Here is a 26,110-nt window from a genome sequence, read left to right as displayed (position 1 = left end):
GTTGCTGTAGAAGCATGTTTAGTTCGTCTGATCACAGATACTTTATAAACTATTTTAATACTTTTTTGAATCCGTCAATGCGTAAGTCCTATAAACTTAGAAATGCAAAAATGTCGATTTAATGATTCAAACCAATAAAGGGACAATTAAACGCCCTGTATATACGCCTACTCAACAGTCAACGCTTTATCAAAATTTTGCGCGTTTAATTGAAACTTTACCAAGAAGCTAATTTTTAATAAATGTGAATTAGTTTAAATTCATATTATAGAGTTATAAATCACCTTATAAGTACTGTATTTTATTTAAATTAATTTACTTAATTCATATATTTAACTAAAAAAATAATGGATGAACTGTAAATTTAAGAATCAATTAAATAAATAATATTATTTTTTCTATGATGTTTATTTAATACCATGTAAAATTCGTGCCAAAATTGCATGATGGAATGCAAATAATGCTCAGCTCATATTAGCAGAGAGCGAATGCGAGGCTTGTATGTCAAAAAAAGAAGATATTATTAACACAGCATTAAAACTTTTTAACTCGCATAGCTACAATTCGATTGGGGTTGATCGAATTATTAGTGAGTCAGGCGTTGCAAAAATGACATTCTATAAATATTTTCCATCGAAGGAAAAGCTTATTGAGGAATGTTTACTTCAACGTAATATTAACCTTCAAATCTCATTGAATGAAACATTAGCTCAATGTGATCAATCAAATTATTTAGAGCAAATTGAATCGATATTCAAATGGTACAATGCCTGGTTCCAAAGCGAAGACTTTAACGGCTGTATGTTCCAAAAAGCACTTGAAGAAGTGATTAAAATTTACCCTTCGACTCTTGAACCTGCGACACAATATAAAATATGGCTAACGGCCTTGATCCAAAACTTACTGACTCATTTAGATATTCGAAGCCCGACACATTTAGCTACATTAATCGTAAGTATTTTAGATGGAATCACCATCCAAGCGCATGTAAATAAAAACTCTGTTGAAATGAGTGAGTATTGGACTCGCGTAGAACATTTAATTAATTTTGAAAAGCAAATAACATCATAAAATTCTTAGAAAGCTGAGTTAAAACAAATAATATGAAATTGAAAGTATAAAAAATAAAGCGTGATTTATAGTTATTATTGTGGCTCACGCTTGCGTCTGAGTTGGAAAAAGAATAATAAAAAATATTACCCTCTGGCGGTCGTACAAATTGCACATCCCGATCCTTCTTATTAAGACAGATCTTTCTGCCTTGTTCTTTATTATTAGGACTTACGCACTATTATTTATAGATTCTCTGTGGTAGGAGATGATTTTTATCGAGAATAAAGTCATCAATGAAGTCTTTGATGATTGGTCTAAATAATTTCTTCTGCCAACGATATACATTTTCAAAGATCCGCTCAAACTGGTTCTTTTGTATCTCGACGTAGGCCATCAAGGCTGCAAAAATATGATTCAAAATCAGTTTAGATCGTCTTACTTGAAACTTTTCAATATGACAAACCTGTTTAATCACTCGGTGATATTGCTCTATTTTCCAATGACTTGAATGTAATTCATGAAAACCCTCAAAGGACAATAAATCATCTTCATCTTGATGCACAATATAAAACCTCTGCTGTTCTTTTAACTGAGTCTTAAATAATTGTACAAAGCCAAAATCTTTGAGCCAGACCACTTGACCCTGATGGAAATCTGGCAATAAACGCAGTTGAAACCATTGTCCTTTTTCTGGGGAAACCTTACGGTTACAGTCGATACCAAACATAAATCGAATACCATATTTTCTTATGGTTTTTAGATTTCCAGTCGATGAATACCAACTATCACCTGTAATAAATTGAATCTTTGCACCCCAACTAAGTACTTCACTTAACATATCCATAAAGTAATCATTCTTGGTTTTACCCTCAGATTTGTCATAAATTCGGAAATTAATTGGAATATTTTGACCATTCTGATCTGTCGCATACAGGGTAATGAGATTAATCCCCTTGACGGATCGGTGGTGTTTGCCTGACCAAAAATAGCTAACCAAGTCCATATGTTGACTATATGGTTTATCTAAAACAGTATCATCAATACTGACTATAAGTTTATTATTATCAATATGTTGAATTGCTTCTTGATATAGGTCGTGAGGTGTGTAGTCTTCACGCTCCAGAAAGCGATTTACACTATCATGCGAGATATTATAAGTCTCGGCAAGTTGTGTGCAGCTAATAGAGTTCGGTTCTGTCATGAGAAAGCCCATATAAATGGGTAATGTACAAGTTGCTGTAGAAGCATGTTTAGTTCGTCTGATCACAGATACTTTATAAACTATTTTAATACTTTTTTGAATCCGTCAATGCGTAAGTCCTAATTATATACATTTTTCCTGAAAGTACAAATAAAATTTTTATATTTATTAATTAAATTAATTACATAATTTTATTATTTATAAAATTTTAACAATTTCTAACATTGCTAAAAATATCTAAACTCTCAAATAAAGTCTAAGCGTTATTAATGAGAAATATAAGTTTCACTGATATAGATATTCACAAAAAACCATTGTATTTTTCAAGTTTTAATACATTTTTATGTTTTTCTCACCTTATACTAAGTTCGGCTTGAATGTAGCGAGAAAAGTATGCAAAAGGATATAGAGATCAACGTGATGAGAGAGTCTGCAAGCTCTATTGTCAATGTACTTAAGTCTTTGGCAAACACAGATCGCTTAATTATTTTATGTCATTTAGCCAAACAAGAATTAAATGTGTCTCAAATTGAAGAAGCTACTCATATCCTACAACCTACCCTGTCACAACAGCTTATGATGTTAAGAAAAAGTAATGTAGTTTCTACACGTCGGGATGGAAAGCAAATCTTTTATTCAATTAGTGACCCTAAGTTACGGGTTGTTTTAACAACGCTTTATGAAAATTATTGTCCTAATATCTGAATTTTACTAAAGAAAAATTATTAGAGAATTATTGAAATTCTTAATTCTCTAAAAAAGGTTAAATTTTAAGTTCTCTTTCGCCCTTTGCTCAAAATTCTGTTGAAAATATTCAGTTTGATACAGCGGTTCTGTCTGATAAAAATGTGCTAGTACTTGTTTTCTTTTAATCAAATAAATATCTGGATATACCCAAGCATATTCCTGCTGAATCTGCTGTTCATATTCCGTAAAACGCTCAGGTGAAGCTGCTAAAATAGCCAAATCAATATCCAGTAAAAACTGTAAATCTAGTTCATTCGTTGCTTCATGCTTTTGCGTGACAAGAATCCATCGCTTAATCTTTTGAACAATATCAAATGATAAATCTTGAGCCAAATACTGCTCGAACAGCTCAGCACTTTTAAGTTCATTATCTTTGGCTTGTGGGTCATAAACTGCATCATGGAACCAGAGCGCCAATGCTACAGCATCCGCATCAATTAAATCAGCTCGAATCGAGCCAACTAGAACTAGACATTCATACAAATGTTGCAGCGTATGATAAGCCCGCTGCTTTTCACTGTAGGCAGCAATCAACTTATTAAAAACTTTCTGCGGCTCTGAAAAATGATAATGCTGATGCAGCTCAAACCATGATTTTTCTAATGTAGATAAATACTGCAGCATTGCTCATCCTCATTGGATTTCTTTATTCAGCCACTTTGCCAGTAATTCAGCATCTTTACGTTCTAGAAAAAGCTGATACAAGGTACAGGAGCCAAACTCATGTTTTAGTTCTTGCTGGCGTACAGGGTGATTACCAAATCGAAAACGTCTGGTTCCATCACGATCTAAAGGTAGCGCATATACCCCATAACTCCGCGGTTCTGTCAATTGCCCTTTAATCCGGACTTGATCAGACGATATCGCGTGTTTTAATAAATGTTCTTTGGTTAACATCCCACCCTGCTCAAGGTAAATCTAAGCTGCGTGTTGCTCATCTCGCTTAAAGACCAACTCTTTATCCGATGAACTTTCAGCATCAAAGTAATACCCTTCACTATCAAATGCTTTTAATTGTTCTACTTGGCTTAATTTATTTTCAATCAAGTATCTTGCCATTAGACCACGCGCTTTTTTCGCATAGAAACTAATGACTTTATATTTCCCGTTCTTCTGATCCAAGAATACAGGCTTGATAATTTCAGCCCGAATTTTCTTTTCATTCACAGATTTATAATATTCGTCAGAGGCTAAATTTACCAATAATTTTGCATCAATTTCAGCTAAATCTCGGTTAATTTGATCAGTGATAATGCTGCCCCAAAACTCATATAAATTATTTCCACGGCTATTCTTTAATTTAGTACCCATTTCTAAACGATACGGCATCATCAAATCCAATGGGCGTAACAAACCATAAAGACCAGACAACATGCGCAAATGCTGTTGGGCAAAATCAATATCATGATCTTTTAAGTGATAAGCATCTAGACCTGTATACACGTCACCTTTAAATGCAAATAAAGCTTGGCGTGCATTAGAAAAATTAAATTCCGCATTCCAATCACGAAAACGCTCTACATTTAAATTGGCGATTTTTTCACTCACGGTCATTAACGATGCAATTTCTGTTGCCGAGAGTTTGCGACATACATCTATCAATTGTTGAGATTGCGCCAACAAACGAGGCTGAGTATATGTATTAGTCGGTAATGTAGTTTCATAATCTAGTGTTTTCGCTGGAGAAATTAAAGCAAGCATAATCAATCAGAATAAATTTATCTTGGTGAAACTATATCAGTTGATAATTTTTAATGCCAATTCGTGTTCTCGTTCAGTTTTATCGGTAAAATAGTGGATTCTTCCATTATCCATTGCGTATCTTATGTCTGAGCAAGTATTCATCCAAGGTCCTGTTGGTCAAATTGAAATGTTTGTAGATCAACCCCAAGGTGAAATCACAGGTTTTGCTGTCGTCTGCCATCCGCACCCTTTGCAAGGTGGTACACCGCATCATAAAGTTCCTGTACTACTGGCTCAGATTTTTAATGAGATGGGATGCGTGGTTTACCGTCCTAGCTTCCGTGGCTTAGCTGGCAGTGAAGGTACACATGATCAAGGTCATGGTGAAACAGATGACATTATGGCAGTGATTGAATATGCCCGTGAGAAGCATGCAGGTTTAACCTTCTATGCAGGTGGTTTTAGCTTTGGTTCACATGTACTGGCAAAATGCCAAGCACAACTCAGCGAAGAATTACGTCCGAAGCAATTAGTGTTATGTGGCTTGCCAACAGGCTCAGTGATTGACTTACGCCACTACACAACCCCAGCAATTGATGGCAATATCTTATTTGTACATGGCGAACAAGATGAGATCACCTTGCTTTCAGATATGATTGCTTGGGCAAAACCACAAAAACATCCGATCACGATTTTGCCAGGTGCAAACCATTTCTTTACTGGCTATCTAAAACAGTTACGCCAAGTGATTGCTCGCTTTTTAAAACTGTAGACTTAAATAGAAAAACAGGACATTGACAGTGAAAAAGGATTTTTACATCACCAATCTAAAAAAAACACTTTATATTGCACATGAATTGCACAAACGAGGATTTGAATCTTTATATGTTGAACCCTCTCTATCTCCTTCTGGTTGTTATTGGAGATGTTCTTTTTTGAATAGCCATAAAAATGCATCTACCATTATTATTTCTAGCTGGATTCAAAAAAATAGAGATATCCGCAAAACAGAAATCACTCAAGATATTACTGAACTGACTGAGCTATTTATTCAACAACATCAAGAGTTTTTAAACCAATGCAAAAATAAGAATTCTGCCTATATTGAGTGGTATCAAAATATGCTTAATTGTTTAACTATTGAAGAGCTGCCTTATGCCTATTCAGATTTCCACCATGAAAGCAATTATTGGATGACAACAAAAGATCAAAAAATACCCATTTTCAAATAATAAAATCAAATATTAACCATTGAAACATATAATAAAATATTCATTCGACTACTAAAAGAAATACTCCTAACGCCCCATTTCTGCTTTATCAATATCGATAAAATGAGCATTTGGATTTTTTAATAATGAAATTAAATAAAAAACAGGGACTTTTTTAAAGCAAACAATTGAATATTGGCAACAACAAGGCACGATTACGCCCGATGTTGCCAATGATTTAAATCAAAGTTCTTCGATTCGACCTTTTGACTGGGAACGTTTGGAAAAATACTCATTCTGGATTTTCATGATTTACGCCGTGATTGCGATTGCTGCAATGACAGCCGATAAGTTCTTAATGGAACTGATCGAAAAAATCTTTATTGACTCTAAAATCATCCCTTGTCTGATTTTTGCTGCAGTTGCGCTGGCCAATGTAGGCCAACACTACGGTAAGCCTGTGCTATTCATAATTAACACACCGCAAATGTATAAACACGGCTTTGAGTTTTATCAAGCAGAAAATGGTGTTTGGCTAACAATACATGTACCAACACAATATTTATCACTGATTGATCAGACCAAGACAGGATGATCGGTCTGATCTCAGGATTAATTCGTTACTTCACACTTTCCAGTGCAGTCACCAGTAACTTCCAGCATTTATCTACAGTATCTATTTTCACACGCTCACCTGGTGCATGCGCCCCTTGAATATCAGGGCCAAACGACACCATCTGTAAATCAGGATAATGTTCCGCAATAATGCCACACTCCAAACCTGCATGAATGACTTTTAGATTAGGTTCAATATCAAATGCAGATTGATAAGCCTGTTGTAAACACTTTAATGCAGCCGATTCTGGATTCGGTGTCCAACCTGATACTAAAGGCGTTAATTCAGATTGAATTTCAAAACTGGCAAAGTGCTGTTGAATCTTTTGAGCAAATGCTACTGCTTCTTGATTCACCATCGAACGAACCATAATTAAGGTTTTCGCTTCATCTTTGGTCAATTTGACCACACCAATATTATTCGAAGTCTCAACCACATCAGCTAAAGCGCTACTCCACTGGGCAATCCCGTATGGACAACTTGCCAATGCTTGCAACCAAGCTTGCTGTTGCTGCAATGTAATAACTTCATTTATCGGGTTAGCATTTTGCTGTAAGCTGATCTGTAGCTGATCATCAATGTTCTGTAACTTTTGTTGCCATTCAGTTTGTGCCACAGCAACGGCATTTTCCAACGCGGGTAATTGCTCTGCTTTAATTGCAATAGTTGCCACAGCTTCACGCGGGATGGCATTGCGTGCCGATCCACCGACAAACTCAACCAGTCGGCCATTAGATGGTGCCAAATAATCATTGAGCAAATGGGCTAGAATGACATTGGCATTCCCACGACCTAAATGAATATCAACCCCAGAGTGACCACCTTTCAAAGCTGATACCAGTAAATCTACAAAGATTAAATCACTTGGTGCTGTTTCATATTCAAGTGTCTTTCCCACTTCTAGGTCAATACTGCCTGCACAGCCAAGATACAGCTCACCCCATTCTTCGGTATCAATATTGAAAAGCCACTGTCCAGCTAACACGCCTGACTCAAGCAAACGAGCACCACTCATTCCTGCTTCTTCATCAATGGTCAACAGGACTTCAATCGGCCCATGAGCAATATCATTTGATTCTAATATCGCCATTGCAAGTGCAACGCCAATGCCATTATCTGCACCAAGCGTGGTATTTTCAGCAATCAGCCAACCATCTTTTAAGACTGGTTGAATTGGATCTTTAAAAAAATCATGCTGGGTACCACGATTGGCTTGTGTCACCATATCCAGATGACCTTGCAAAATCACACCAGCAGCCTATTCTTTACCCGTACTTGCCGCTTTTCGAATAATTAGGTTACCAATGTTATCGACATAGGTTTCCAAATTGCGCTGTTCTGCCCAATCTTTTAAATGCTGTCTTAACCGTTGTTCATGTTTAGATGGTCGAGGAATTGTACATAAGGTCTCAAAATGCCGCCAAACTACTTGTGGAGATAATTTAGAAAAATCGACCTGTATCATGCACCAATACTCTCAAATAAAGTGTTTAAACAAATATACACCATACACCTAAATGGCCATGCTTAAATCACTTTATTTAAGATTTTATTGGCAAAATCGTCTTAGCTTTTCCATACAAATTGAGAAAAGCTATGCTCTGCTTTTAAGCTATTTTCTACGGCTTGAGCCAACTGTCGGATAATACTTTGCGTTTCGATTCGTTCAAAATTAGATATGTACATGGCCAAACTCATCATTCTCATTATTTATACGTTTTATGTTTGCACCTAACAACTTATTTTTATGTATAAACAAATAAAAAATGCAGCATTTAGCTATTCTAAATACTGCATTTCTCAATTCGTTTACTGATTTACGACTTGTAAATCTAAACCTGCTGAGTTTGCTAGCTCAGTAAAGGTTGGAAAACTAGTTGCAACCGTTTCTGTACCATGAATCGTGATGTTACCTGAAGTACGTAAACCTGCGATACTGAAACTCATGGCAATACGATGGTCATGGTGAGATTCAATTTCACCGCCAGCAAAGATTGCCGACCAGTCACCTGACTTGCCTTTACCTTCAATGATGATGCCATCTTCTGTTGGCGTACAATCAATGCCCATGATTTTCAAGCCATCTGCCATCACTTGAATACGGTCAGACTCTTTGACACGAAGTTCAGCTGCACCCGTTAATACGGTTTGACCTTCTGCACATGCAGCAGCAATGAATAATGCTGGGAATTCATCAATTGCTAAAGGTACTTGATCTTCAGGCATATGAATGCCCTTCAATGTTCTTGAACCTTTGATATGAATATCTGCAATCGGTTCACCGCCTGCAATACGTTCATTCTCAACAGTCAGATCAGCGCCCATTTGCTTCAGAATTTCGATCACGCCTGTACGGGTTGGGTTGATGCCCACTGCTTCAAGGACAACATCTGCACCTTCTGTAATAGCCGCACCCACCATAAAGAATGCCGCAGATGAAATATCAGAAGGCACTTGAATATCTGTACCAACTAATTTACCACCACCCACAAGCGAGATTTTATTTCCTTCAGTTTTAACATCATAACCGAAAGCACGCAGCATACGTTCAGTATGATCACGGGTCGGTTCAGGTTCCGTCACTGAAGTTTCACCAGCAGCCCATAAGCCTGCCAATAAAATTCCTGATTTCACCTGAGCTGATGCCATTGGTAAATCGTATTGAATCCCTTTAAGGGCTTGACTACCCGTGATACTCACTGGTGGCGTACCTTTTTCACCTGTGGTTTGGATTTGTGCACCCATTTCACGAAGTGGCTTAGCAATACGCTCCATTGGACGTTTCGACAATGACGCATCACCTGTCATCACCGAGTCAAATTTTTGTGCAGACAACATACCTGATAGCAAACGCATACTAGTACCAGAGTTACCCATATACAACGCACTCGCTGGTGCTTTTAAGCCTTGCATACCCACGCCATGAATCGTGACTTCACCATTCTTAGGCCCTTCAATGCTCACGCCCATATCACGGAAAGCCTGCAAAGTTGCAAGTGCATCTTCACCTTCCAAGAAGCCTGTAACATGCGTTGTGCCTTCAGCAATCGCACCAAACATGATTGAGCGATGTGACACAGACTTGTCACCCGGTACGGTGAATTTACCTGTAAATGTTTTCTTTCCCGGTAAAATGGTAAATTGCTGTGTCACCTTGTTTTTCTCCATCAAAGGTTTTTTGGCCAACATATGGTTAAAGTGCTGACGTGCTGCTTGGGCATGCCCGAGCAGTCCCATCAACGCTTGCGAATCTTCCTGTGCAATCAATTTCTTTAAAATCGACAATTGCTGTTCAAAGCCATCAACAGCATTTAAAATTGCCGTTTTATTGGCAAAGAAAATGTCATGCCACATCTGTGGGTCACTAGCCGCAATACGCGAGAAGTCACGAAAACCTCCAGCAGCATAGCGGAAAATATCTAAATTATCTTCACGATTTGCCAGTTGCTCAACCAGATTGAATGCCATCAAATGCGGTAAATGACTGGTATGTGCCAACACTTCATCGTGCTTAGTGACATCCATGCAAATCACTTCTGCTTTTGCCGCAGACCAAAGTTGAATCAGTTTTTCAACCGCCCAATCGGCAGTGGTCGGAAGTGGTGTCAAGATCACTTTATGATTGACGAATAAATCAACTTTACCCGCATGTACACCTGTATGTTCTGCACCCGCAATCGGATGACCCGGCACAAAACCGACTGGTAAATTTTCACCAAATACTGCTTTTGCAGCATCAACCACATTGCCTTTGGTACTGCCCACATCGGTAATAATGGCATTGTCTGCAAGATAAGGCTTAATCTGCTCAAGTACTTTTTGCGTCGCTCTGACAGGTAAGGCTAAAACAATTAAATCGGCATCCCGAACTGCTTCTTCAGGCGTTGCATAACCGTGTTGAATAAGACCGAGTGCCTTGGCATCTTCTAATGTTTTTTTTGAGCGTGTTGAAGCCACAATTTGAGCTGCAAGTTGTTCTGCCACAATCACACGAGCAAGACTCGACCCAATCAGCCCAAGCCCAATAAATGCAACTTTATTAAATAATGGTTGAGACATAAAACATTTTGCCTATCTGAAAATCTCCCTAACCTCTCTTTTAAAAAAAGATCGGAAAGTATCTCCCTTTAAAAAGGGAGACTGAAACGGATTTAAAATAAATTGAACTATAAAACAGCGATAGGATATGAACCCAAAACTCGCAATTCTTTTACATTAGGTCGAATTTCATCTAATGCTGCAGCTACATTTTCTTGATCAATATGCCCTTCCAAATCAATGAAGAAAACATAAGCCCATTTCTCAGGAAGCGCTGGACGAGTTTCAATACTAGTCAAACTAATTTTATGTTTGGCAAATGGCGCAAGGATTTCCAATAAAGCACCCGCACGATCATGTGCAGAGATTAGTAAAGACGTTTTATCATTACCACTTTGAGGAATCTTTTCACGACCAATCACAAGGAAACGAGTGGTATTTTCAGGGTTATCTTCGATATTGCTATGTAAAATCTCAAGATTGTACATGCTTGCTGCAATATCAGATGCAATCGCAGCAGAATGCCATTCATTACGAATACGGCGTGCTGCTTCAGCATTTGAATTCAGTGCAACACGCTCTACGCCCGGATAATGCGCATCTAACCATTTACGGCATTGTGCCAAGGTTTGTTGATGTGCATAAATCTGCTTAATGCTGTCTTTACGGGTATTTTCAGATACAAGGAATTGATGATGAATACGTAGTTCAACTTCACCAATCACATTGACTGTCGACGATTTGAAGCAATCGAGAGTATGGTTCACAATCCCTTCTGATGAGTTCTCTACGGGAACGACACCATAATGTGCGCTGCCTGCTTCAACTTCACGGAACACTTCATCAATCGTTGGCAATGGACGTACAACGGCATCTTTACCAAAATGCTTTAACACAGCCGAGTGGGTATAAGTGCCTTCAGGCCCAAGGAATGCAATACTTTGTGGTGCTTCAAGTGCCAAACATGCTGACATAATTTCACGGAACAAACGCGCCATGGTTGCATCAGATAAAGGACCTTGGTTACGCTCCATGACTTTACGTAACACCTGAGCTTCACGTTCTGGACGATAAAACAGCGGATTTTCTTCGGATGCAAACTTCGCTTTGGCTACCGCTTCTGCAAGCGTTGCACGGCGATTAAGTAACTCTTGGATTTGTTGATCAACACTATCAATATCGTTACGAATTTGTTCTAAATTAAGTGAATTCGATGTGTTTTGTCCATCGTTTACCATTGGAATGCAGCCTCAGCAAAATCATCTATAAGAATGGATTACAATTCATCTGTGAATTGATTATCCGAGCTAGTATAACAACACTTTAAACTATTAAACACGCTGAGTTTTAACTCTTTTTATTACCAAACTTTATTGATAATGGTTTTCATTATATATTGCTAGCAAAATTTTAATGTTCGCAAATAAATTATGATTAAACAATTTGGTATTTTGACTTTTTCTCTGCTCATTGGCACAACATTGTCTTTTGCACAACCAATGCTGATGACCACAGTGGGTACACATGAACATGGTCGAAGTCCAACACCAGACGCTGAATCCTTGCAGAAGCAGAATAACTTCTATCAAAACTTTAATCAGCAACGTTCAAAGCATTTCTTGTTCTGGAATTACCAACATCCAGCAGAGCAGCATTTAACTAATCTCTATACCAGTTTACCAAAAGCGATTATGTTGGCAGGTTGTATAGATCATAAAAGTTGTTCCGCATTATTTGATAATCCAGTCACTCCTTGATCTTAAAAACATCACTCCAAATAAAAAGACTGAATCAAATTTATTGATTCAGTCTGAAATCATTTGCTAAATAGAGATGATTTTTGTGCTTAAGACTTACCAATCAATCCACGTGCAACGATTTCTTTCATAATTTCGTTGGTACCACCATAAATACGTTGGATACGCGCATCAACGAAGAAACGTGAAATTGGATATTCTGTCATATAGCCATAGCCACCAAATAATTGAAGTAAATTATCGGCTACTTTCATTTGCATATCGGTACTAAAGCTCTTTAATGCCGCTGCGGTTTCTACATCCAATTTGCCTTCATTATACAAAGCAACGTTTTGGTTATAGAAAGCTGCTGTTGCTAATTCATCAATTTTTGCTTGAGCTAAGACAAAACGTGTGTTCTGGAAGTTAGCAATCGCCTGACCAAATGCCTGACGCTCTTTCACATATTGGGTCGCAAGATCAATTGAGCCACGAATTGCTCCCAAAGAGGTCGCTGCGATTGCAGTACGCTCACGTGGTAATTCCTGCATCAAGTAAGCAAAACCTGAACCTGCTTTGCCCAATAACTGGTCTTTAGGTACTTTTACATTATCAAAGAAAAGTTCAGAGGTATCTTGTGAATGCAGACCAATTTTGTCTAAGTTCGTGCCCTTTTTAAAGCCTTCCAAATGTGTATCAACCAATAATAAAGACACACCTTTAGCACGTGCTTGTGGATCAGTTTTGACTGCTAGAACAACAACGTCAGCATGCTGACCATTTGAAATAAAGGTTTTTGAACCGTTTAACACATAATGATCATCTTGCAAAATTGCATTAGTACGCATTGCCTGTAAATCAGAACCAGCTCCTGGCTCAGTCATACCAATCGCACCAACAACTTCGCCAGAAACCATTTTTGGCAACCAGTACTGCTTTTGTTCTTCAGTTCCGATATGTTGAATATACGGTGCCGCAATTTCAGAATGACAAGAAATCGCTGTTGATAATGCGCAATAACCCGCACGTGCAGATTCTTCAACTAACATTAATGAATAATGGGTTGGTACACCATAACCACCATATTCTTCTGGTACATCTACACAGAGAAAGCCATTTTCACCCAATGAAGACCAAACTGAACGTGGCATAATGCCCTCGCGTTCCCACTGATCATAATGAGGTGCAATTTGCTCGCTCATAAAACGTTTAAAGTTATCACGGAAGAGTTCCAAATCTGCATCGTAAGCTAACATCATTATTTCCTTTCGCTTTCATTGTTTTTAAAAATTCGATTTGCAGCCATGCTAATGATTTTTAGATTGGATGTCATGTTCCGTTTACATCAAATCACTAGACTGATTCGGTCAATAATTTTGTTTGCACTCTGCATAAGCAAACGCTAATTGTTTATTGATTAGACAGCTCCTCATATTTTTTTACGCTAAATACGTCACTTTTATGTCATATTCCTTTTATTGTTGGCGAAGACTTCTCATACGATCATGAATACAAAACGAAATATTTATAAAACTGTAGAACACCCCTTTGCTCAGTATGTTCGTATCTTGGGTAAAGGGAAAACAGGTTCTCGTTCGCTCAGTTATGAAGAAGCCTATCAAGCATTTAGCATGATTTTAAAAGATGAAGTCTTGGATGTTCAGTTGGGTGCATTCTTAATGCTTTTACGTGTTAAGGAAGAATCTGTCGATGAATTGGCTGGTTTTGTTCAAGCAACACGTGATCAACTCAATTTTCAGCCACTTGATGTCAATCTTGACTGGTCATCATATGCAGGCAAGCGTAAGCACTATCCGTGGTTTTTATTGGCGGCATTAACACTAGCTCATCATGGCTATAGAATTGTGATGCACGGCGCATCGGGTCATACCATTAACCGTGTTTATACGGAACAAGTTTTACAATACTTAGGCTATTCTATTTGTGAGAATGAGCAAGATGTCCGTAAACAACTAGATCAACATAATTTTGCATTTTTGCCACTTGAAGCCATTTCACCAATTCTGAGTGAATTGATTTCACTCCGCAATGTGATGGGCTTACGTTCTCCAATCCATACGCTTGCTCGTCTAATTAATCCGTTTAACGCCAAAGCGACTTTACAGGCAATTTTCCACCCTGCTTATCGGACTTCTCATCAACACACCGCTTTTCGTTTAGGCTATCAAAATAGTGCTGTGATTAAAGGTGAAGGTGGTGAGTTTGAGCGCAATCCTGATGCCAAAACCTTAATTTGTGGGATTAAAAATGGTGAGCTATATGAACATGAGCTACCAAAATTAACACCTGACCGTAGTCCGATTGAAGAAGAACTTGATCTTGCAGTATTTAAAGCAGTTTGGCTCGGTGAGCAAAAGCATGAATATGGCGAAATGGCAGTGATCGAAACCATGGGAATCGCTTTGTATACCATGGGTGCTGTGAATAGTTATGATGAAGCAATGATTAAAGCGAAAGCGCTTTGGGACAATCGTTTTTAAACCAAAAAATAAATAAGGTGATTTTTTAAATCACCTTTTCTACAAAACTATATCTTTTTGATCCTAAAAATAAAATATATAAAGAGCAACCATTAAATTATTCGTTAAAGTAATCAGTATTTTATTTAAAGACATTACATCAATAATAGACAGCGTAATAAAAAACGATGACTTTATTAAAATCATCGCTTTAAATACTACTTGTAGAAATTAATCAAACAAACCTTATCGGCTTAAATTCAGGCTCATTTTTGTGATGATCATCATCACACTCTTCACCTTCTTCTTTCGTACCTCGGTCGATATAACCACTACGCTGTTCTTTCGGTAAATTTTCCATTTCCCATGCATAAACAGCTTGCATACAAATTTCACGTTGCTCTTTGGTCAATGCAATACCATTTGGCCATTTACCAATTTCAACAGCAGTTTTCAGACGCTCAACAATTTCAGGATTTAAAATAGCGAGCATTTGTTCAATATTCATGAGTCATCCTGTTGAAAAGATTCAAAATCTTGATTCCAGCCCAGTTTAGTACGGCAAGCCATATAAAAATCATAACCAGGTGGATGTAATAAGCTTAGTTTAAACGGATGTTTACGAATATGCACCGTATCACCTACATTTAATGCAACACTATGTTGTCCATCAGCACTCACCATCGGTAAGACACGATTTTCACGGATGGTAATCTTAATCTCACTTTGCCCACCGACAACGATTGGACGAGATGATAATGTATGTGGATGCATTGGTACGAGTGCGATCGCATCCATACTTGGATGCAAAATTGGCCCACCGCCTGAAAGCGAATAAGCGGTCGAGCCTGTTGGTGTTGAGACAATTAAACCATCACTGTGCTGACGATAGACATATTGCCCATCAATACTCAGCTCAAAATCAATCATATGAACCGATTTACCTGAGTGTAACACCACATCATTCAGGGCAATTGCATCATAAATGGTTTCGTTATTGGTGCGAACTTCCATTTCTAGCAAGAAACGTCGATCGAGTTGAAATTGACCTTGTAGTACCTGATCCAGTTTAAAAATTGCTTCTGCCGGCTTAATATCAGTTAAGAATCCGAGTCGACCACGGTTAATCCCAATAACAGGTGTATTGTATCGGACTAAAGCACGTGCCGCATGAAGTAAAGAACCGTCGCCACCTACAACGATCACCAAATCCACCACTTCACCTAATAAATTACGGCTCACGGTTTGACCATAACTATAGGGTACGAGTTTGGCTGTTTCCTGATCAAAAACGGGATTTAAGCCTAAAGTGATCAAATGATCATGGATTAAACATAACGTTTCTACTACAGAATTCTTATCTGGTCGCCCAATTAGACCAATATTTCGAAAGGATTTATGTGAAATTTGCACGAATAACTCAGCTCCACCGCGACTATTGACTATCATATCATTAACAATCAAATTTTCGTTGATGATTGATTAAAAAGTATAAAAATGTCCATTCGTTGTTTTTTTATACGATTAATATCAACACCTTCTGAAAGTTTTTATTGCATGTTGCTATTTATTCACAGTTTTATGATTGCAAAATGACAATAAGCTATCGCATCATTACTCACATTGTTTCGGTTTTAACGCAAGTCTATGAAGTGTGAACGTGGTATTGGTTTTCTAGCACTAATTTTTTCAATTTTAGTGATTGGTGTGTTTATTGCCTTTAGTATCTATCTGATCCGTCTAGATAATATTATTCGCTATAAATTTGAAGGTCAGCGTTGGGATATTCCTGCCAAGGTATTTGCTCGTCCATTAGAAATCTATGCGAATGCACCCATTACTCAAGATAATTTTGTCCAAGAATTAAAATTACTGGGCTATAAAAATACCACGAACTATGAAAAGTCAGGAAGTTACATTATTCAAGGCAACCAAATGTATGTTCATACACGTGGTTTTGACTATGGTGATAGTAATGAACCTGAACAGGTGCTTGAGATTGCTTTCAATCAAGGTCAAGTCGGTGAAATTCGTTCCACTAAACCTTCGAGCACAGGCATTGCTCGTTTAGAACCCCTATTAATTGGTGGTATCTATCCACAACATAATGAAGACCGTGTCCTCATTAAGCTAAATAAAGTACCAAAAACACTAATTGAAGCATTGATCTCAACAGAAGACCGAAATTTTTATCACCATCATGGTGTTTCTATTCGAGGTACAGCACGTGCCTTAGTCAGTAATGCAACCGGTGGTCGACGTCAAGGTGGCTCGACATTAACCCAACAATTAGTTAAAAATTTCTATCTTTCACCAGAAAAAACGCTCAAACGTAAAGTCAATGAAGCGCTTATGGCGTTGTTGATTGAGCTACATTACAGCAAAGATGAAATTCTAGAGGCCTATTTAAATGAAGTAAATTTAGGTCAAAATGGTAATTACTCAATTAACGGTTATGGCTTAGCTTCACAATTCTATTTTGGTTTACCTCTGAGTGAATTGAATATTTCCCAACAAGCCTTTTTGGTTGGTTTAGTACAGGGTCCAACTTTATATAATCCTTGGCGTAATCCTGAAGCGGCTAAAAAGCGCCGTGATGTTGTATTAAACAATATGATGGTGATGGGCTATTTATCTGAAACAGAATATCAAGATGAAATCTCACGTCCTTTAAATATTGTGAGTAAACCAACTTTAGGGCCTGCAAAATTCCCAGATTTCCTTGATATCGTACGTCGCCAATTACGTACAGAATATCAAGAAAGTGATATTACCAATCAAGGCCTGAAAATTTTCACAACGCTTGACCCGATTGCACAGACCCAAGTTCAAAATGCTTTTAAAGACTCTGTTGAACGTTTAGCAAAAGCAAATCCAGCACGTTTGAAAAACTTACAAGGTGCTGTGCTTGTAGCCCATCCTGAGAATGGTGAATTGGTTGCTGCTGTTGGTTCAACCCAAGATTTTACTGGCTTTAACCGTACACTAGATGCTAAACGTCAAGTCGGTTCGTTGTTAAAACCAATTATTTATCTAAATGCGATCGAATCTGGACGTTATACGTGGGCGAGTCCAATTGAAGATAGTGCCGTTAATATTCCAGTTGAGGGTGATAAGAGTTGGACACCAAAAAATTATAGTGGTGGTGAACATGGCGTTGTTTCTATGCAACAAGCCTTGGCAAATTCATACAACCTATCTGCTGTTCGTTTAGGAAATGAATTTGGATTATCAACATTTTCAAATAAGCTAAAACAATTTGGTGTCAGTTCGAATATTCCAGCTTATCCGTCTATCTATTTGGGTGCAGTAAATATGTCCCCAATGGAAGTACTTGGCATTTATGGCAACTTTGCAACAGGTGGTTTCAAATATCCTCCTCGCTCTATTCGTACTGTTGTTGATGCAAAAGGACATTTGCTTGAACGTTATAGCTTAAATGTTCAACAAACGATTGATCCTGCTGCTGCCTATATTTTGAACTATGGTTTGCAACAAGTTATGCGTTCAGGTACTGGACGATCAGCTTATGGCAGCTTACCTGAAACCTTAAATTTAGCTGGTAAATCTGGTACTACTAATGATACACGCGATTCATGGTTCGCTGGTTATTCAGGCAATCATGTCGCTGTCGTCTGGTTAGGTTTGGACGATAATAAAGTTACTGGTCTCACAGGTTCTTCAGGCGCATTACCTGTCTGGACTAATGTAATGAAACAGCTTCGCCAAGAACCCGTCAATCTTCGTCAAACTGACAATGTAGAATGGCAATGGATAGACAGTGCAACAGGTGATTTATCGGCGCAAGGCTGTGATGGTGCAATGTATATTCCCCTACTTCGACAAACTGTACCTCATCGTGCAAACCTCTGCGGTCAATCACATTATGAAGTTGAACCAACCAATATCCCATCCGAGGAAGACACTCAGGGGGATCATTACGGTGATGGCACTACTAATACCAATTATATTCGAGAAAGTGAAAATCAAATGGACACCGATTTATCCAATCATAATTCTACACGTGTGATTTCGAGCGGTAGTTATAGCGGTGAAAACTAAGTTACAAGGATGATTGGACATGATGAAGAAAATAACAATTGTGATTGGTATATTGCTGCTTGCCGGTTGTAATTCAGCACCGCCTCCAAATAAAAAAGTGGTAATTAAATTGGGAGAACCACCAAGTACGTCAAACACGCAGAAAAAGAAAACTACTCCGCCCGCGTCGAGTGTAAAAATTACGCCGTATGAGCAGAAAGAAATAAAGCGTCAAAACGTACCAGTGGTTGTACCTCAGCAAAAAGTACAACAAAAGTTCAATGATGGGAGTCAATTACCAGCATTTAGAACATTAATGCAAAAAACCCAAGTCGCTTATAAGCAACAGCAACTTGCGGAAGCAGAACGTTATGCTCTTCAAGCTCAACGTATTGCTCCCCAAGCGACCGAAACTTATTTGTATTTAGCATTGATTGCAGACCAACGCAAACAATATGCAAATGCGGAAGCTTTGGCACGTCGTGGTTTAAGCTATGCGCAAAGTAACTCGATGAAAAAACAACTTTGGTTTATTGTGCTCCGAGCAAGCGAAGCACGTAATCATCCTGTAAAAGCCCAAGAAGCTAAAAAAGCCATTCAAGCGTTATAAAAAGTTTGATCAATCAATTGAACTAAATTGACGAATCCCAGCAAGCCCATAAGCATGATGTTTTTGGGCTTGTTCTAAATCTTCAGGTGCGACACCACCTAAAGCAAAAACTGGAATATCACTCTGCTGAGCTAATGCAGCAAAGTCATTCCAACCCAATACTTTTACATTTAGATGTGTTTCAGTCGCTTTCACAGGACTCAAAAATACGGCATCACAACCTATATGCTGTGCATGTTGTAATGAAACAGCATCATGACAGGCTGCAATAAAACGTTTACCAACAATCAATTCACCTTTTTTAAGTGCCATTAATTGTGATTGTTTAAGATGAATTGTCTTCACTCTAGACTGTAGAACCATGTTCATATTTTGATAAATATCAGTATTTATTATAATTTTTTGTAATTGTTCATCAGTTAAAACCTCTAACTGCTGTTCAATCTGTTCAATTTTAGCTGTTTGGATGCGCCAATACATTTGAAAATTATGATGTGGTAGTGCATCAATTTGATTACTGATCTTAATCAAATGAGACCAGATTAAGCGTTCCAGAATTACAGCATTTGCCTTCGGAAAGTTTAAACTCGCTAGTTGATCGCGTTGATACCAAGTCCAAGGTTGATGAATTTGATTGAGCATTTCCTCAGGTACGTGTGCATGAAAAAGATGTAAATTAACAATAACATCTTCATATTCATGACGAATAATATCAAACGGATGCCACTCTTTTAAACCAATGCCTACTTCCTCATAAATCTCTCTACGACAAGCTTGTTCAGGTGATTCCCCTAATTCGACTTTTCCACCAGGAAACTCATGTTTATTACCTTGATGTTGATCTGCTTGTCGCCAACCCACTAACACTTTAGATTTATGCAGTAAAATTGCAATCGCAACATCAACTATAGCTTTTGCCATAACAGTCTAATATCTCTATTTTTTTCACAATAATTTTAATGAATTTAACAACAATTTCACATGCTAAAAACATCAATAATCAATGATTTTGTAAATTCTTGAAATTTACGTTGACAGGCCTATTCGATAATGATTATCATTTAAATAACTAAAAAACACACCACGGAGCATAACAAATGAACGCACCATTTAACCTATTTACACGTAGCACGGATACAGCTCATTCATTGCCAATGTTGCATTCCAATAATCTTTTTGCCTTAGGTCGGGAAATACGCATAATGCATGGGGGTGAAGAATACCGCTTGCGTTTAACGCGTAATAATCGTCTGATTTTAACGAAGTAATATAATAACAACCGCATAATAATAAACGTGGAAATAGCAGTATGTCAGCGCGTACTGCTTTTTTTGTTTGATCAAACAAGTGATACCACCTCTTTAAAACAAATGAAGATGAGGTGAATCTGAAGATCAATAATTTGCTTAACTTAAAGGAACAACACGCAATACCTCTTCTAACGTGGTTGCACCTTCAATGACTTTGCGTGCACCTGCAATCCGCAGTGGCTCAACGCCTTCTTTCTTGGATTGTGCTTTCAGATCATTCAGTGTGCCATGAGCACTAATAATAGACTTCAACTCTAAACTTACTGGCATAAATTCATAAATACCTACACGACCTTTATAACCTGTATGGCGACATGCTTCACATCCAACTGCTTTATACATCGTCGTTGGCATATCCATCATATAATCTAAAGTAAGGTGCTCCCACTCTTGTTCATTAATTGCCGTTTCTTGCTTACAAAGTGGGCAGAGTCGGCGCACCAAACGTTGTGCTAGAACACCTAAAATCGTTGCTGCAGTTAAGAATGGTTGTACGCCTAAATCATGCAAACGGGTCAGACTTGAAGGTGCATCATTAGTATGCAAAGTCGAAAGAACCAAATGTCCTGTTAAGGCTGCTTGAATGGCCATATTTGCGGTGTCATGATCACGAATCTCCCCCACCATGATAATGTCAGGATCTTGACGCATCAGTGCGCGAACACCATCGGCGAAACCAAGTTCGATATTTGGATTCACCTGCATCTGGTTAAAACTTGGTTCCAACATTTCAATCGGATCTTCAATGGTACAGACATTCACTTGTTCAGTTGCTAATTGCTTTAAAGACGAATATAGCGTTGTGGTTTTACCTGAACCTGTTGGCCCCGTCACCAAGATAATACCGTGGCTATGCTGTGTCAGTTGCTGCCAACTGTGTAATAAATGCCCTTCAAATCCTAATTGCTGAAAACTACGCACTAATACTTCAGGATCAAAAATACGCATGACCAACTTTTCACCAAAAGCAGTTGGCAACGTAGAAAGACGTAATTCCGTTTCTTGACCTTTCGGTGTACGTGTTTTTAAACGTCCATCTTGTGGTTTACGCTTTTCCGCAACATTCATACGACCTAAGATTTTAATACGGGAAATCACTGCTGTAAGTGTATTGGCTGGCATGTTATAAATAGTATGTAACACACCATCAATACGGAAACGTACCTTGCCTTTGTCTTTGCGAGGCTCCAAATGAATATCACTTGCACCCTGCTCAAAAGCAAATTGCAATACCCAATCAACCAGTTTCACAATATGCTGGTCATTGGCATCAGGGTTTTGTGTATCGCCTAATTGTAATAAAGCTTCGACCCCCTTATTGTCACGGTCAAAAGCACTTGTGCCTTGAGAAGAACTCACTGCTCGACTAACTTGATAATATTCAATCAAATAACGTTGTAGCTGTTCTGGATTTAATAGTACAGCTTCAACTTTTTTTGGGCTCAAACTTCTTTCTAAATTATTTTTCCATTCCATCATAAATGGCTGATCTGTACCGATTAAAATACGATCAGAGTGAACTTCTACTGCCAAAATATGATTTCGAGCGGCAAACTCTTGAGACATAACACTGGTTAATGCCGTCACATCAGCCTTTAGAGGATCAATGACAAACAAAGGAACATGCGATTTTTCAGCTAACCATAGACATAGACGATTGAGCGTTAAAATGGTTTCTGGATTTAATTGATCTTTCAGATTAAATTTTGCAACCCACTGTAAAGGATGCCACTTCAATTCATCTTTTTGACGATGTGTTGTTTGTACTAATAATTTATCCCGTTCAGTGATTCGTCCATCTTTTTGTAATTGTTCTAAGCACCAAAAAATATCGATTTGAAAATTAAACGTCATTGTTATACCCCAAGTTATTTCTATAATATAACAGAGATTTATTGAAATCTCCCAAATCATTTCATGACTCAAGAATGATTAAATGCACTTTAAAAAACATATAGATAACTTAGCCATAAAAGTAAAAAGGGTTAAGATAGAGCGATGCATTTATGCAATTTTAAAGTATATAAATTCAACTCAATTTTGCCTAAACAATAACGATGATCCTCTAAACGAAAGGATATGACATGACTGATTTACTTGATTTATCAATACAAAATACGGCTTTAAGTCAGTTAATCATGATCTTTGCTGTATCGCTCGGTTGTGGATTATTGATCGGTTTAGAACGAGAACAAAGCAAAGTTAAACATAAGACCAAAACCTTTGCTGGTTTTAGAACCTTTGCAATTAGCTCTCTTTTAGGAACACTGTGCTTTTTATTTAATTTAGAAATAGGAATTACGGGGGCAATTTTAATTGGTGCTATAAGTATTGCATCACTTAAAAATCAACCCGATGATCCTGGTGTGACGACTGAACTTGCACTCATAATGACCTATTTCATTGGTGCTGTTTGCATATGGAATATCAATTTAGCTGCTGGGCTTGCAGTAACGCTGACCATTCTACTTTTTGCGAAACAATCACTTCACGGGCTCGCAAACCAGTGGATTAATGAAAGTGAATTAAGGGATGGCGTGCTACTACTGGCTTTAATACTGATTGCACTGCCCTTAGTCCCTAACCAAGCTTTTTGGGGACCTGTATTAAATCCCTATACAATTTTGAAATTATTAAGCCTCATACTATTTGTACAAGCATTAGCACATTTTGCCAAAAGACTTCTATCATCAAAAAATGCAATCGTCTTTTCTGCTTTGGCATCTGGTTTTGTCTCAAGCACAGCAACTATCGCAAATCTGGGTATGGAAGTTCGTAACAACGGTGCGAACCCTCATGTAAATGCTGGTGCTGCCTTGATGTCCTGCGTATCTACGCTTATTCAAATGCTCATTATTGTTGCAAGCATTAGCTTGGCTTGGTTCAAAATCATATTTTTGCCAACTATCATTTCAACCATCGTTCTATCTATTTGGGCTTTATATTTGATGCGGACATCTATTGGCGATGGTGAAACAATCACAACCAATGATAACAGCCGCATGTTCAGCTTCAAAAATGCCATCATTATTACTTTTGCCTTATCAGCAATTCAAGCCGCGGTATATGCTCTCAACATTTGGCTTGGTAGTTCAGGTCTGATTTTAGGTACATTAATCGCATCTCTTTTTGAAATACATGCTGCAATTGCTGCAATCGTTGTCCAAGCAGAGCCTGATACCGTTCAAGCAACAACACTTATGATTGCATTAATGATTGGACTCGCTGCCCATGCTTTAGCGAAAAGTATCAACGCTGCGCTAACAGGAGGATATAAATTTGCTCTTGCTTTTATTCCAGCCCAAATCATACATATGACTGTGTTAATTATCATGTTCTGGATGCAGCAACACTAATATCAATGCTAATTGAGAGTTTCAAGCTTTAATATGTTGATCTTTTCATCGTCAACATTAAAACTCACATCGAACGTGGAAAACTTCATTTTATAAATTCGAGTCGCATCATCATGATAAGCAGGCCGTGGATCTAAAGATAGAACTTGTTCTAACTCGTCAAAGATTCTCGGCTGAGTGTCATTCTCTTGAATGAACTTGTGCTTAATTGATTGTGCTAATTCGCTCCATAGAACACGCTTTCGAATCGGCTCGTCTTGCGCATAGCCACTGACTGAATCCATGACAGCATCTGAATAATGGATATAAGGTTTAATATCCAAAATTGGAGTTTTATTGAGTAAATCACTTCCCATCACATACATTCGAACACTCTTAGCACATTTTTCAACACGTAAAAAGCGAACGACCGACAGACCTATAGGAGATGGACGATACATACTCCTCGTTGCAAATACTCCAATTTTTTGATTACCACCTAATCTAGGTGGACGTACTTTTGGACGAAATTTAGACATTTGATTCAAGGAGTTATCATTATTTTTATTATCATGGAATTGCCACAATAACCATAAATGACTGAAGTCTTCAATTCCCTCAAATGCAGAAAGATCATTATAAGGTTCTGACAACTCTATATAGGACTCCACCTGCACCAAATTTGGCTGTCTTGGGATACCAAATTTCTCCTGATAAGGAGAATGCATATAACCGATGATCGGCATGACCACAGAATTGCTCATCACTTTTTCTTATAAACACAATTAAATATATTCAGTTTATAGAGAATGATTTTAGATTAGAATAGCAATCTGTTTCTTTTAACTGTGATCGAGACCTTTAATGGCTGCTTTTAACGTTGAACGCATTACTCATGTTCACCACTGGAATGACACGCTTTTCAGTTTTAAAACCACGCGCGATACAAGCTTACGTTTTAAAAATGGTCAGTTTGTGATGATCGGACTTGAAGTGAATGGTAAGCCTTTAATGCGTGCGTATTCGATTGCGAGTGCGAATTATGAAGAAGAACTCGAATTCTTCTCAATTAAAGTACAAGATGGTCCACTCACTTCTATCTTACAAAAAGTACAAGTGGGCGACGAAATCCTTATTTCTAAAAAACCTACAGGTACTCTTGTACATGATGATTTATTGCCAGGTAAAAACCTATATCTGTTATCTTCAGGTACAGGACTAGCACCATTCTTGGCTTTATTACGTGATCCTGAAACATATGAAAAATTTGAAAAAGTGATCATGGTTCACGGTACGCGTTATGTATCAGAGCTTGCATACCAAGATTTAATCTTAAATGAACTACCAAACCATGAGTTCTTTGAAGAATTGGGTATCAAAGATAAATTAATCTACTATCCAACAGTGACTCGTGAACCTTTCCACACCCAAGGTCGCGTTACAACCGCAATTGAATCTGGTCAATTATTTGAAAAAATTGGTTTGCCACGTTTCAATCGTGAAACTGACCGTGCAATGCTTTGTGGTAGCCCTGCTTTCCTAAAAGACGTGGCTGCTTTACTTGACCAACATGGTTTAGTTGAATCCCCTCGTATGGGTGTAATGGGTGATTATGTTATTGAACGTGCATTTGTTGAAAAATAAACGTCAATAACGATATAAAAGAAACCGAGGTGATCCCTCGGTTTCTTTTTATCTCTCTGTACACGACAAATTTCATAGGGCCCTTGTCCTATCAGGCTTTTTCTTCCTTAAAATTGCGAGCACTTTCTTAAATTCTTCTTTTTTCCCAAAACCAATCAAACGTAGAACAGCCATTTGAACATAGTCCAAACCGTAGCGAAATAAACTTAGTGAAAGTCGTCCATGCTTCTTTATTTTTATCGCTTTTTTTCGATCATGTTGCCATTCACCTGTTAAATAGCACCAACAGAAACCGATCGCTAGCACTGCTATCAATTTCTTGACTCGTCTAGGGTCTGTTAAACGAGTATTTTCAAGATTGAATCCACGTCCTTTGAGACAACTAAATAAGGTTTCGATTTCCCA

At 37.9% G+C, this 26,110-nt stretch carries 22 protein-coding genes and 6 pseudogenes; 13 read left to right on the top strand and 15 right to left on the bottom strand.

What is annotated here, in order from left to right:
- Positions 1–501: 501 nt before the first annotated feature.
- On the top strand, positions 502–1,071 hold the full coding sequence (locus F908_RS07280; RefSeq protein ID WP_005159829.1) for a TetR/AcrR family transcriptional regulator: 570 nt from the start codon (positions 502–504) through the stop codon (positions 1,069–1,071).
- 220 nt (positions 1,072–1,291) lie between these two features.
- Here F908_RS07280 and F908_RS07275 read toward each other — a convergent pair whose 3' ends face one another.
- A complete protein-coding gene (locus F908_RS07275) occupies positions 1,292–2,320 on the bottom strand; it encodes an IS701 family transposase (RefSeq protein WP_081399852.1) in 1,029 nt (342 codons plus the stop codon).
- A 327-nt stretch (positions 2,321–2,647) separates the two neighbouring features.
- Here F908_RS07275 and F908_RS07270 point away from each other — a divergent pair, with 327 nt between their 5' ends.
- Positions 2,648–2,959 (top strand): ArsR/SmtB family transcription factor, encoded by a 312-nt coding sequence (locus F908_RS07270; RefSeq protein ID WP_005159825.1) that lies wholly within the window; start codon positions 2,648–2,650, stop codon positions 2,957–2,959.
- 48 nt (positions 2,960–3,007) lie between these two features.
- On the opposite strand, the gene F908_RS07265 is transcribed toward F908_RS07270, so the two are convergent.
- Genes F908_RS07265 through yaaA form a run of 3 tightly spaced genes read right to left on the bottom strand, consistent with a single transcriptional unit; the run spans position 3,008 to position 4,702 of the window.
- Positions 3,008–3,625: an HD domain-containing protein gene (locus F908_RS07265; protein ID WP_005159816.1), complete on the bottom strand. Its 618-nt coding sequence runs from the start codon at positions 3,623–3,625 to the stop codon at positions 3,008–3,010.
- Between the two features lie 9 nt (positions 3,626–3,634).
- Positions 3,635–3,898 (bottom strand): hypothetical protein, encoded by a 264-nt coding sequence (locus F908_RS07260; protein ID WP_005159814.1) that lies wholly within the window; start codon positions 3,896–3,898, stop codon positions 3,635–3,637.
- A 21-nt stretch (positions 3,899–3,919) separates the two neighbouring features.
- Positions 3,920–4,702: a peroxide stress protein YaaA gene (gene yaaA / locus F908_RS07255; RefSeq protein WP_005159810.1), complete on the bottom strand. Its 783-nt coding sequence runs from the start codon at positions 4,700–4,702 to the stop codon at positions 3,920–3,922.
- Positions 4,703–4,826: 124 nt separating this feature from the next.
- Here yaaA and F908_RS07250 point away from each other — a divergent pair, with 124 nt between their 5' ends.
- From F908_RS07250 to F908_RS16455, 4 genes and pseudogenes are all read left to right on the top strand, one after another.
- Entirely contained in the window at positions 4,827–5,456 is a 630-nt protein-coding gene (locus tag F908_RS07250; protein ID WP_005159808.1) for an alpha/beta hydrolase, read from the top strand.
- A 28-nt stretch (positions 5,457–5,484) separates the two neighbouring features.
- Positions 5,485–5,916: a hypothetical protein gene (locus F908_RS07245; RefSeq protein ID WP_005159807.1), complete on the top strand. Its 432-nt coding sequence runs from the start codon at positions 5,485–5,487 to the stop codon at positions 5,914–5,916.
- A gap of 125 nt (positions 5,917–6,041) precedes the next feature.
- Positions 6,042–6,346, top strand: a pseudogene (locus F908_RS15520) (DUF2157 domain-containing protein); the annotation flags it as partial.
- Positions 6,329–6,490 (top strand): annotated as a pseudogene (locus F908_RS16455) (RNA 2'-phosphotransferase); the annotation flags it as partial. The pseudogenes F908_RS15520 and F908_RS16455, both read left to right, overlap by 18 nt.
- A gap of 25 nt (positions 6,491–6,515) precedes the next feature.
- On the opposite strand, the pseudogene pepD reads toward F908_RS16455, so the two are convergent.
- The 4 genes and pseudogenes from pepD to pheA all read right to left on the bottom strand — a co-directional run bounded on the left by pepD (position 6,516) and on the right by pheA (position 11,787).
- Positions 6,516–7,976: pseudogene (gene pepD / locus F908_RS07235) on the bottom strand (beta-Ala-His dipeptidase).
- Positions 7,977–8,077: 101 nt separating this feature from the next.
- A pseudogene (locus F908_RS16265) lies at positions 8,078–8,182 on the bottom strand (hypothetical protein); the annotation flags it as partial.
- 138 nt (positions 8,183–8,320) lie between these two features.
- Positions 8,321–10,570: a bifunctional prephenate dehydrogenase/3-phosphoshikimate 1-carboxyvinyltransferase gene (locus F908_RS07230; RefSeq protein ID WP_005159792.1), complete on the bottom strand. Its 2,250-nt coding sequence runs from the start codon at positions 10,568–10,570 to the stop codon at positions 8,321–8,323.
- Positions 10,571–10,677: 107 nt separating this feature from the next.
- Positions 10,678–11,787: a prephenate dehydratase gene (gene pheA, locus F908_RS07225; RefSeq protein WP_005159784.1), complete on the bottom strand. Its 1,110-nt coding sequence runs from the start codon at positions 11,785–11,787 to the stop codon at positions 10,678–10,680.
- Between the two features lie 261 nt (positions 11,788–12,048).
- Here pheA and F908_RS07220 point away from each other — a divergent pair.
- Positions 12,049–12,306, top strand: a pseudogene (locus F908_RS07220) (alpha/beta hydrolase); the annotation flags it as partial.
- A gap of 89 nt (positions 12,307–12,395) precedes the next feature.
- On the opposite strand, the gene F908_RS07215 reads toward F908_RS07220, so the two are convergent.
- A complete protein-coding gene (locus F908_RS07215; protein WP_005159778.1) occupies positions 12,396–13,541 on the bottom strand; it encodes an acyl-CoA dehydrogenase family protein in 1,146 nt (381 codons plus the stop codon).
- Between the two features lie 249 nt (positions 13,542–13,790).
- Between F908_RS07215 and F908_RS07210 the strand changes: the two genes are divergently transcribed.
- A complete protein-coding gene (locus F908_RS07210) occupies positions 13,791–14,786 on the top strand; it encodes a glycosyl transferase family protein (protein WP_005159775.1) in 996 nt (331 codons plus the stop codon).
- A gap of 214 nt (positions 14,787–15,000) precedes the next feature.
- Here the strand turns inward: F908_RS07210 and F908_RS07205 are convergent, their stop codons facing one another.
- Both F908_RS07205 and F908_RS07200 read right to left on the bottom strand, forming a co-directional pair.
- Positions 15,001–15,273 (bottom strand): YeaC family protein, encoded by a 273-nt coding sequence (locus F908_RS07205; protein ID WP_005159772.1) that lies wholly within the window; start codon positions 15,271–15,273, stop codon positions 15,001–15,003.
- Positions 15,270–16,178: an NAD(+) kinase gene (locus tag F908_RS07200; protein ID WP_034601775.1), complete on the bottom strand. Its 909-nt coding sequence runs from the start codon at positions 16,176–16,178 to the stop codon at positions 15,270–15,272. The genes F908_RS07205 and F908_RS07200 overlap by 4 nt, the downstream gene beginning before the upstream one ends.
- Positions 16,179–16,412: 234 nt before the next feature.
- Here F908_RS07200 and mrcB point away from each other — a divergent pair, with 234 nt between their 5' ends.
- On the top strand, positions 16,413–18,827 hold the full coding sequence (gene mrcB, locus F908_RS07195; protein ID WP_005159770.1) for a penicillin-binding protein 1B: 2,415 nt from the start codon (positions 16,413–16,415) through the stop codon (positions 18,825–18,827).
- A 19-nt stretch (positions 18,828–18,846) separates the two neighbouring features.
- On the top strand, positions 18,847–19,416 hold the full coding sequence (locus tag F908_RS07190; RefSeq protein ID WP_005159768.1) for a tetratricopeptide repeat protein: 570 nt from the start codon (positions 18,847–18,849) through the stop codon (positions 19,414–19,416).
- A gap of 9 nt (positions 19,417–19,425) precedes the next feature.
- Here F908_RS07190 and F908_RS07185 read toward each other — a convergent pair whose 3' ends face one another.
- On the bottom strand, positions 19,426–20,337 hold the full coding sequence (locus tag F908_RS07185; protein WP_005159765.1) for a thiamine phosphate synthase: 912 nt from the start codon (positions 20,335–20,337) through the stop codon (positions 19,426–19,428).
- A 176-nt stretch (positions 20,338–20,513) separates the two neighbouring features.
- Here F908_RS07185 and hemP point away from each other — a divergent pair, with 176 nt between their 5' ends.
- On the top strand, positions 20,514–20,684 hold the full coding sequence (gene hemP, locus F908_RS15505; protein WP_005159761.1) for a hemin uptake protein HemP: 171 nt from the start codon (positions 20,514–20,516) through the stop codon (positions 20,682–20,684).
- Positions 20,685–20,822: 138 nt separating this feature from the next.
- Here hemP and F908_RS07180 read toward each other — a convergent pair whose 3' ends face one another.
- On the bottom strand, positions 20,823–22,580 hold the full coding sequence (locus F908_RS07180; RefSeq protein WP_034602686.1) for a type IV pilus assembly ATPase TfpB: 1,758 nt from the start codon (positions 22,578–22,580) through the stop codon (positions 20,823–20,825).
- A 284-nt stretch (positions 22,581–22,864) separates the two neighbouring features.
- Here F908_RS07180 and F908_RS07175 point away from each other — a divergent pair, with 284 nt between their 5' ends.
- On the top strand, positions 22,865–24,082 hold the full coding sequence (locus F908_RS07175) for an MgtC/SapB family protein (protein ID WP_372616679.1): 1,218 nt from the start codon (positions 22,865–22,867) through the stop codon (positions 24,080–24,082).
- 8 nt (positions 24,083–24,090) lie between these two features.
- On the opposite strand, the gene tsaA is transcribed toward F908_RS07175, so the two are convergent.
- The gene (gene tsaA / locus F908_RS07170) at positions 24,091–24,825 is read right to left on the bottom strand and encodes a tRNA (N6-threonylcarbamoyladenosine(37)-N6)-methyltransferase TrmO (protein WP_034602685.1); all 735 of its coding nucleotides are present in this window, start codon (positions 24,823–24,825) and stop codon (positions 24,091–24,093) included.
- A gap of 100 nt (positions 24,826–24,925) precedes the next feature.
- On the opposite strand from tsaA, the gene F908_RS07165 reads away from it, so the two are divergent.
- Positions 24,926–25,705, top strand: a complete 780-nt coding sequence (locus F908_RS07165) for a ferredoxin--NADP reductase (RefSeq protein ID WP_005159755.1) — start codon at positions 24,926–24,928, stop codon at positions 25,703–25,705.
- 72 nt (positions 25,706–25,777) lie between these two features.
- On the opposite strand, the pseudogene F908_RS07160 reads toward F908_RS07165, so the two are convergent.
- A pseudogene (locus F908_RS07160) lies at positions 25,778–26,110 on the bottom strand (IS4 family transposase); the annotation flags it as partial.

Source organism: Acinetobacter sp. NIPH 284 (genome assembly GCF_000369425.1).
In the GTDB taxonomy this organism is placed as follows: Bacteria; Pseudomonadota; Gammaproteobacteria; order Pseudomonadales; family Moraxellaceae; genus Acinetobacter.
The sequence above is the reverse complement of the archived record's forward strand: the minus strand, read 5'-3'. Positions and strand labels throughout refer to the sequence as shown.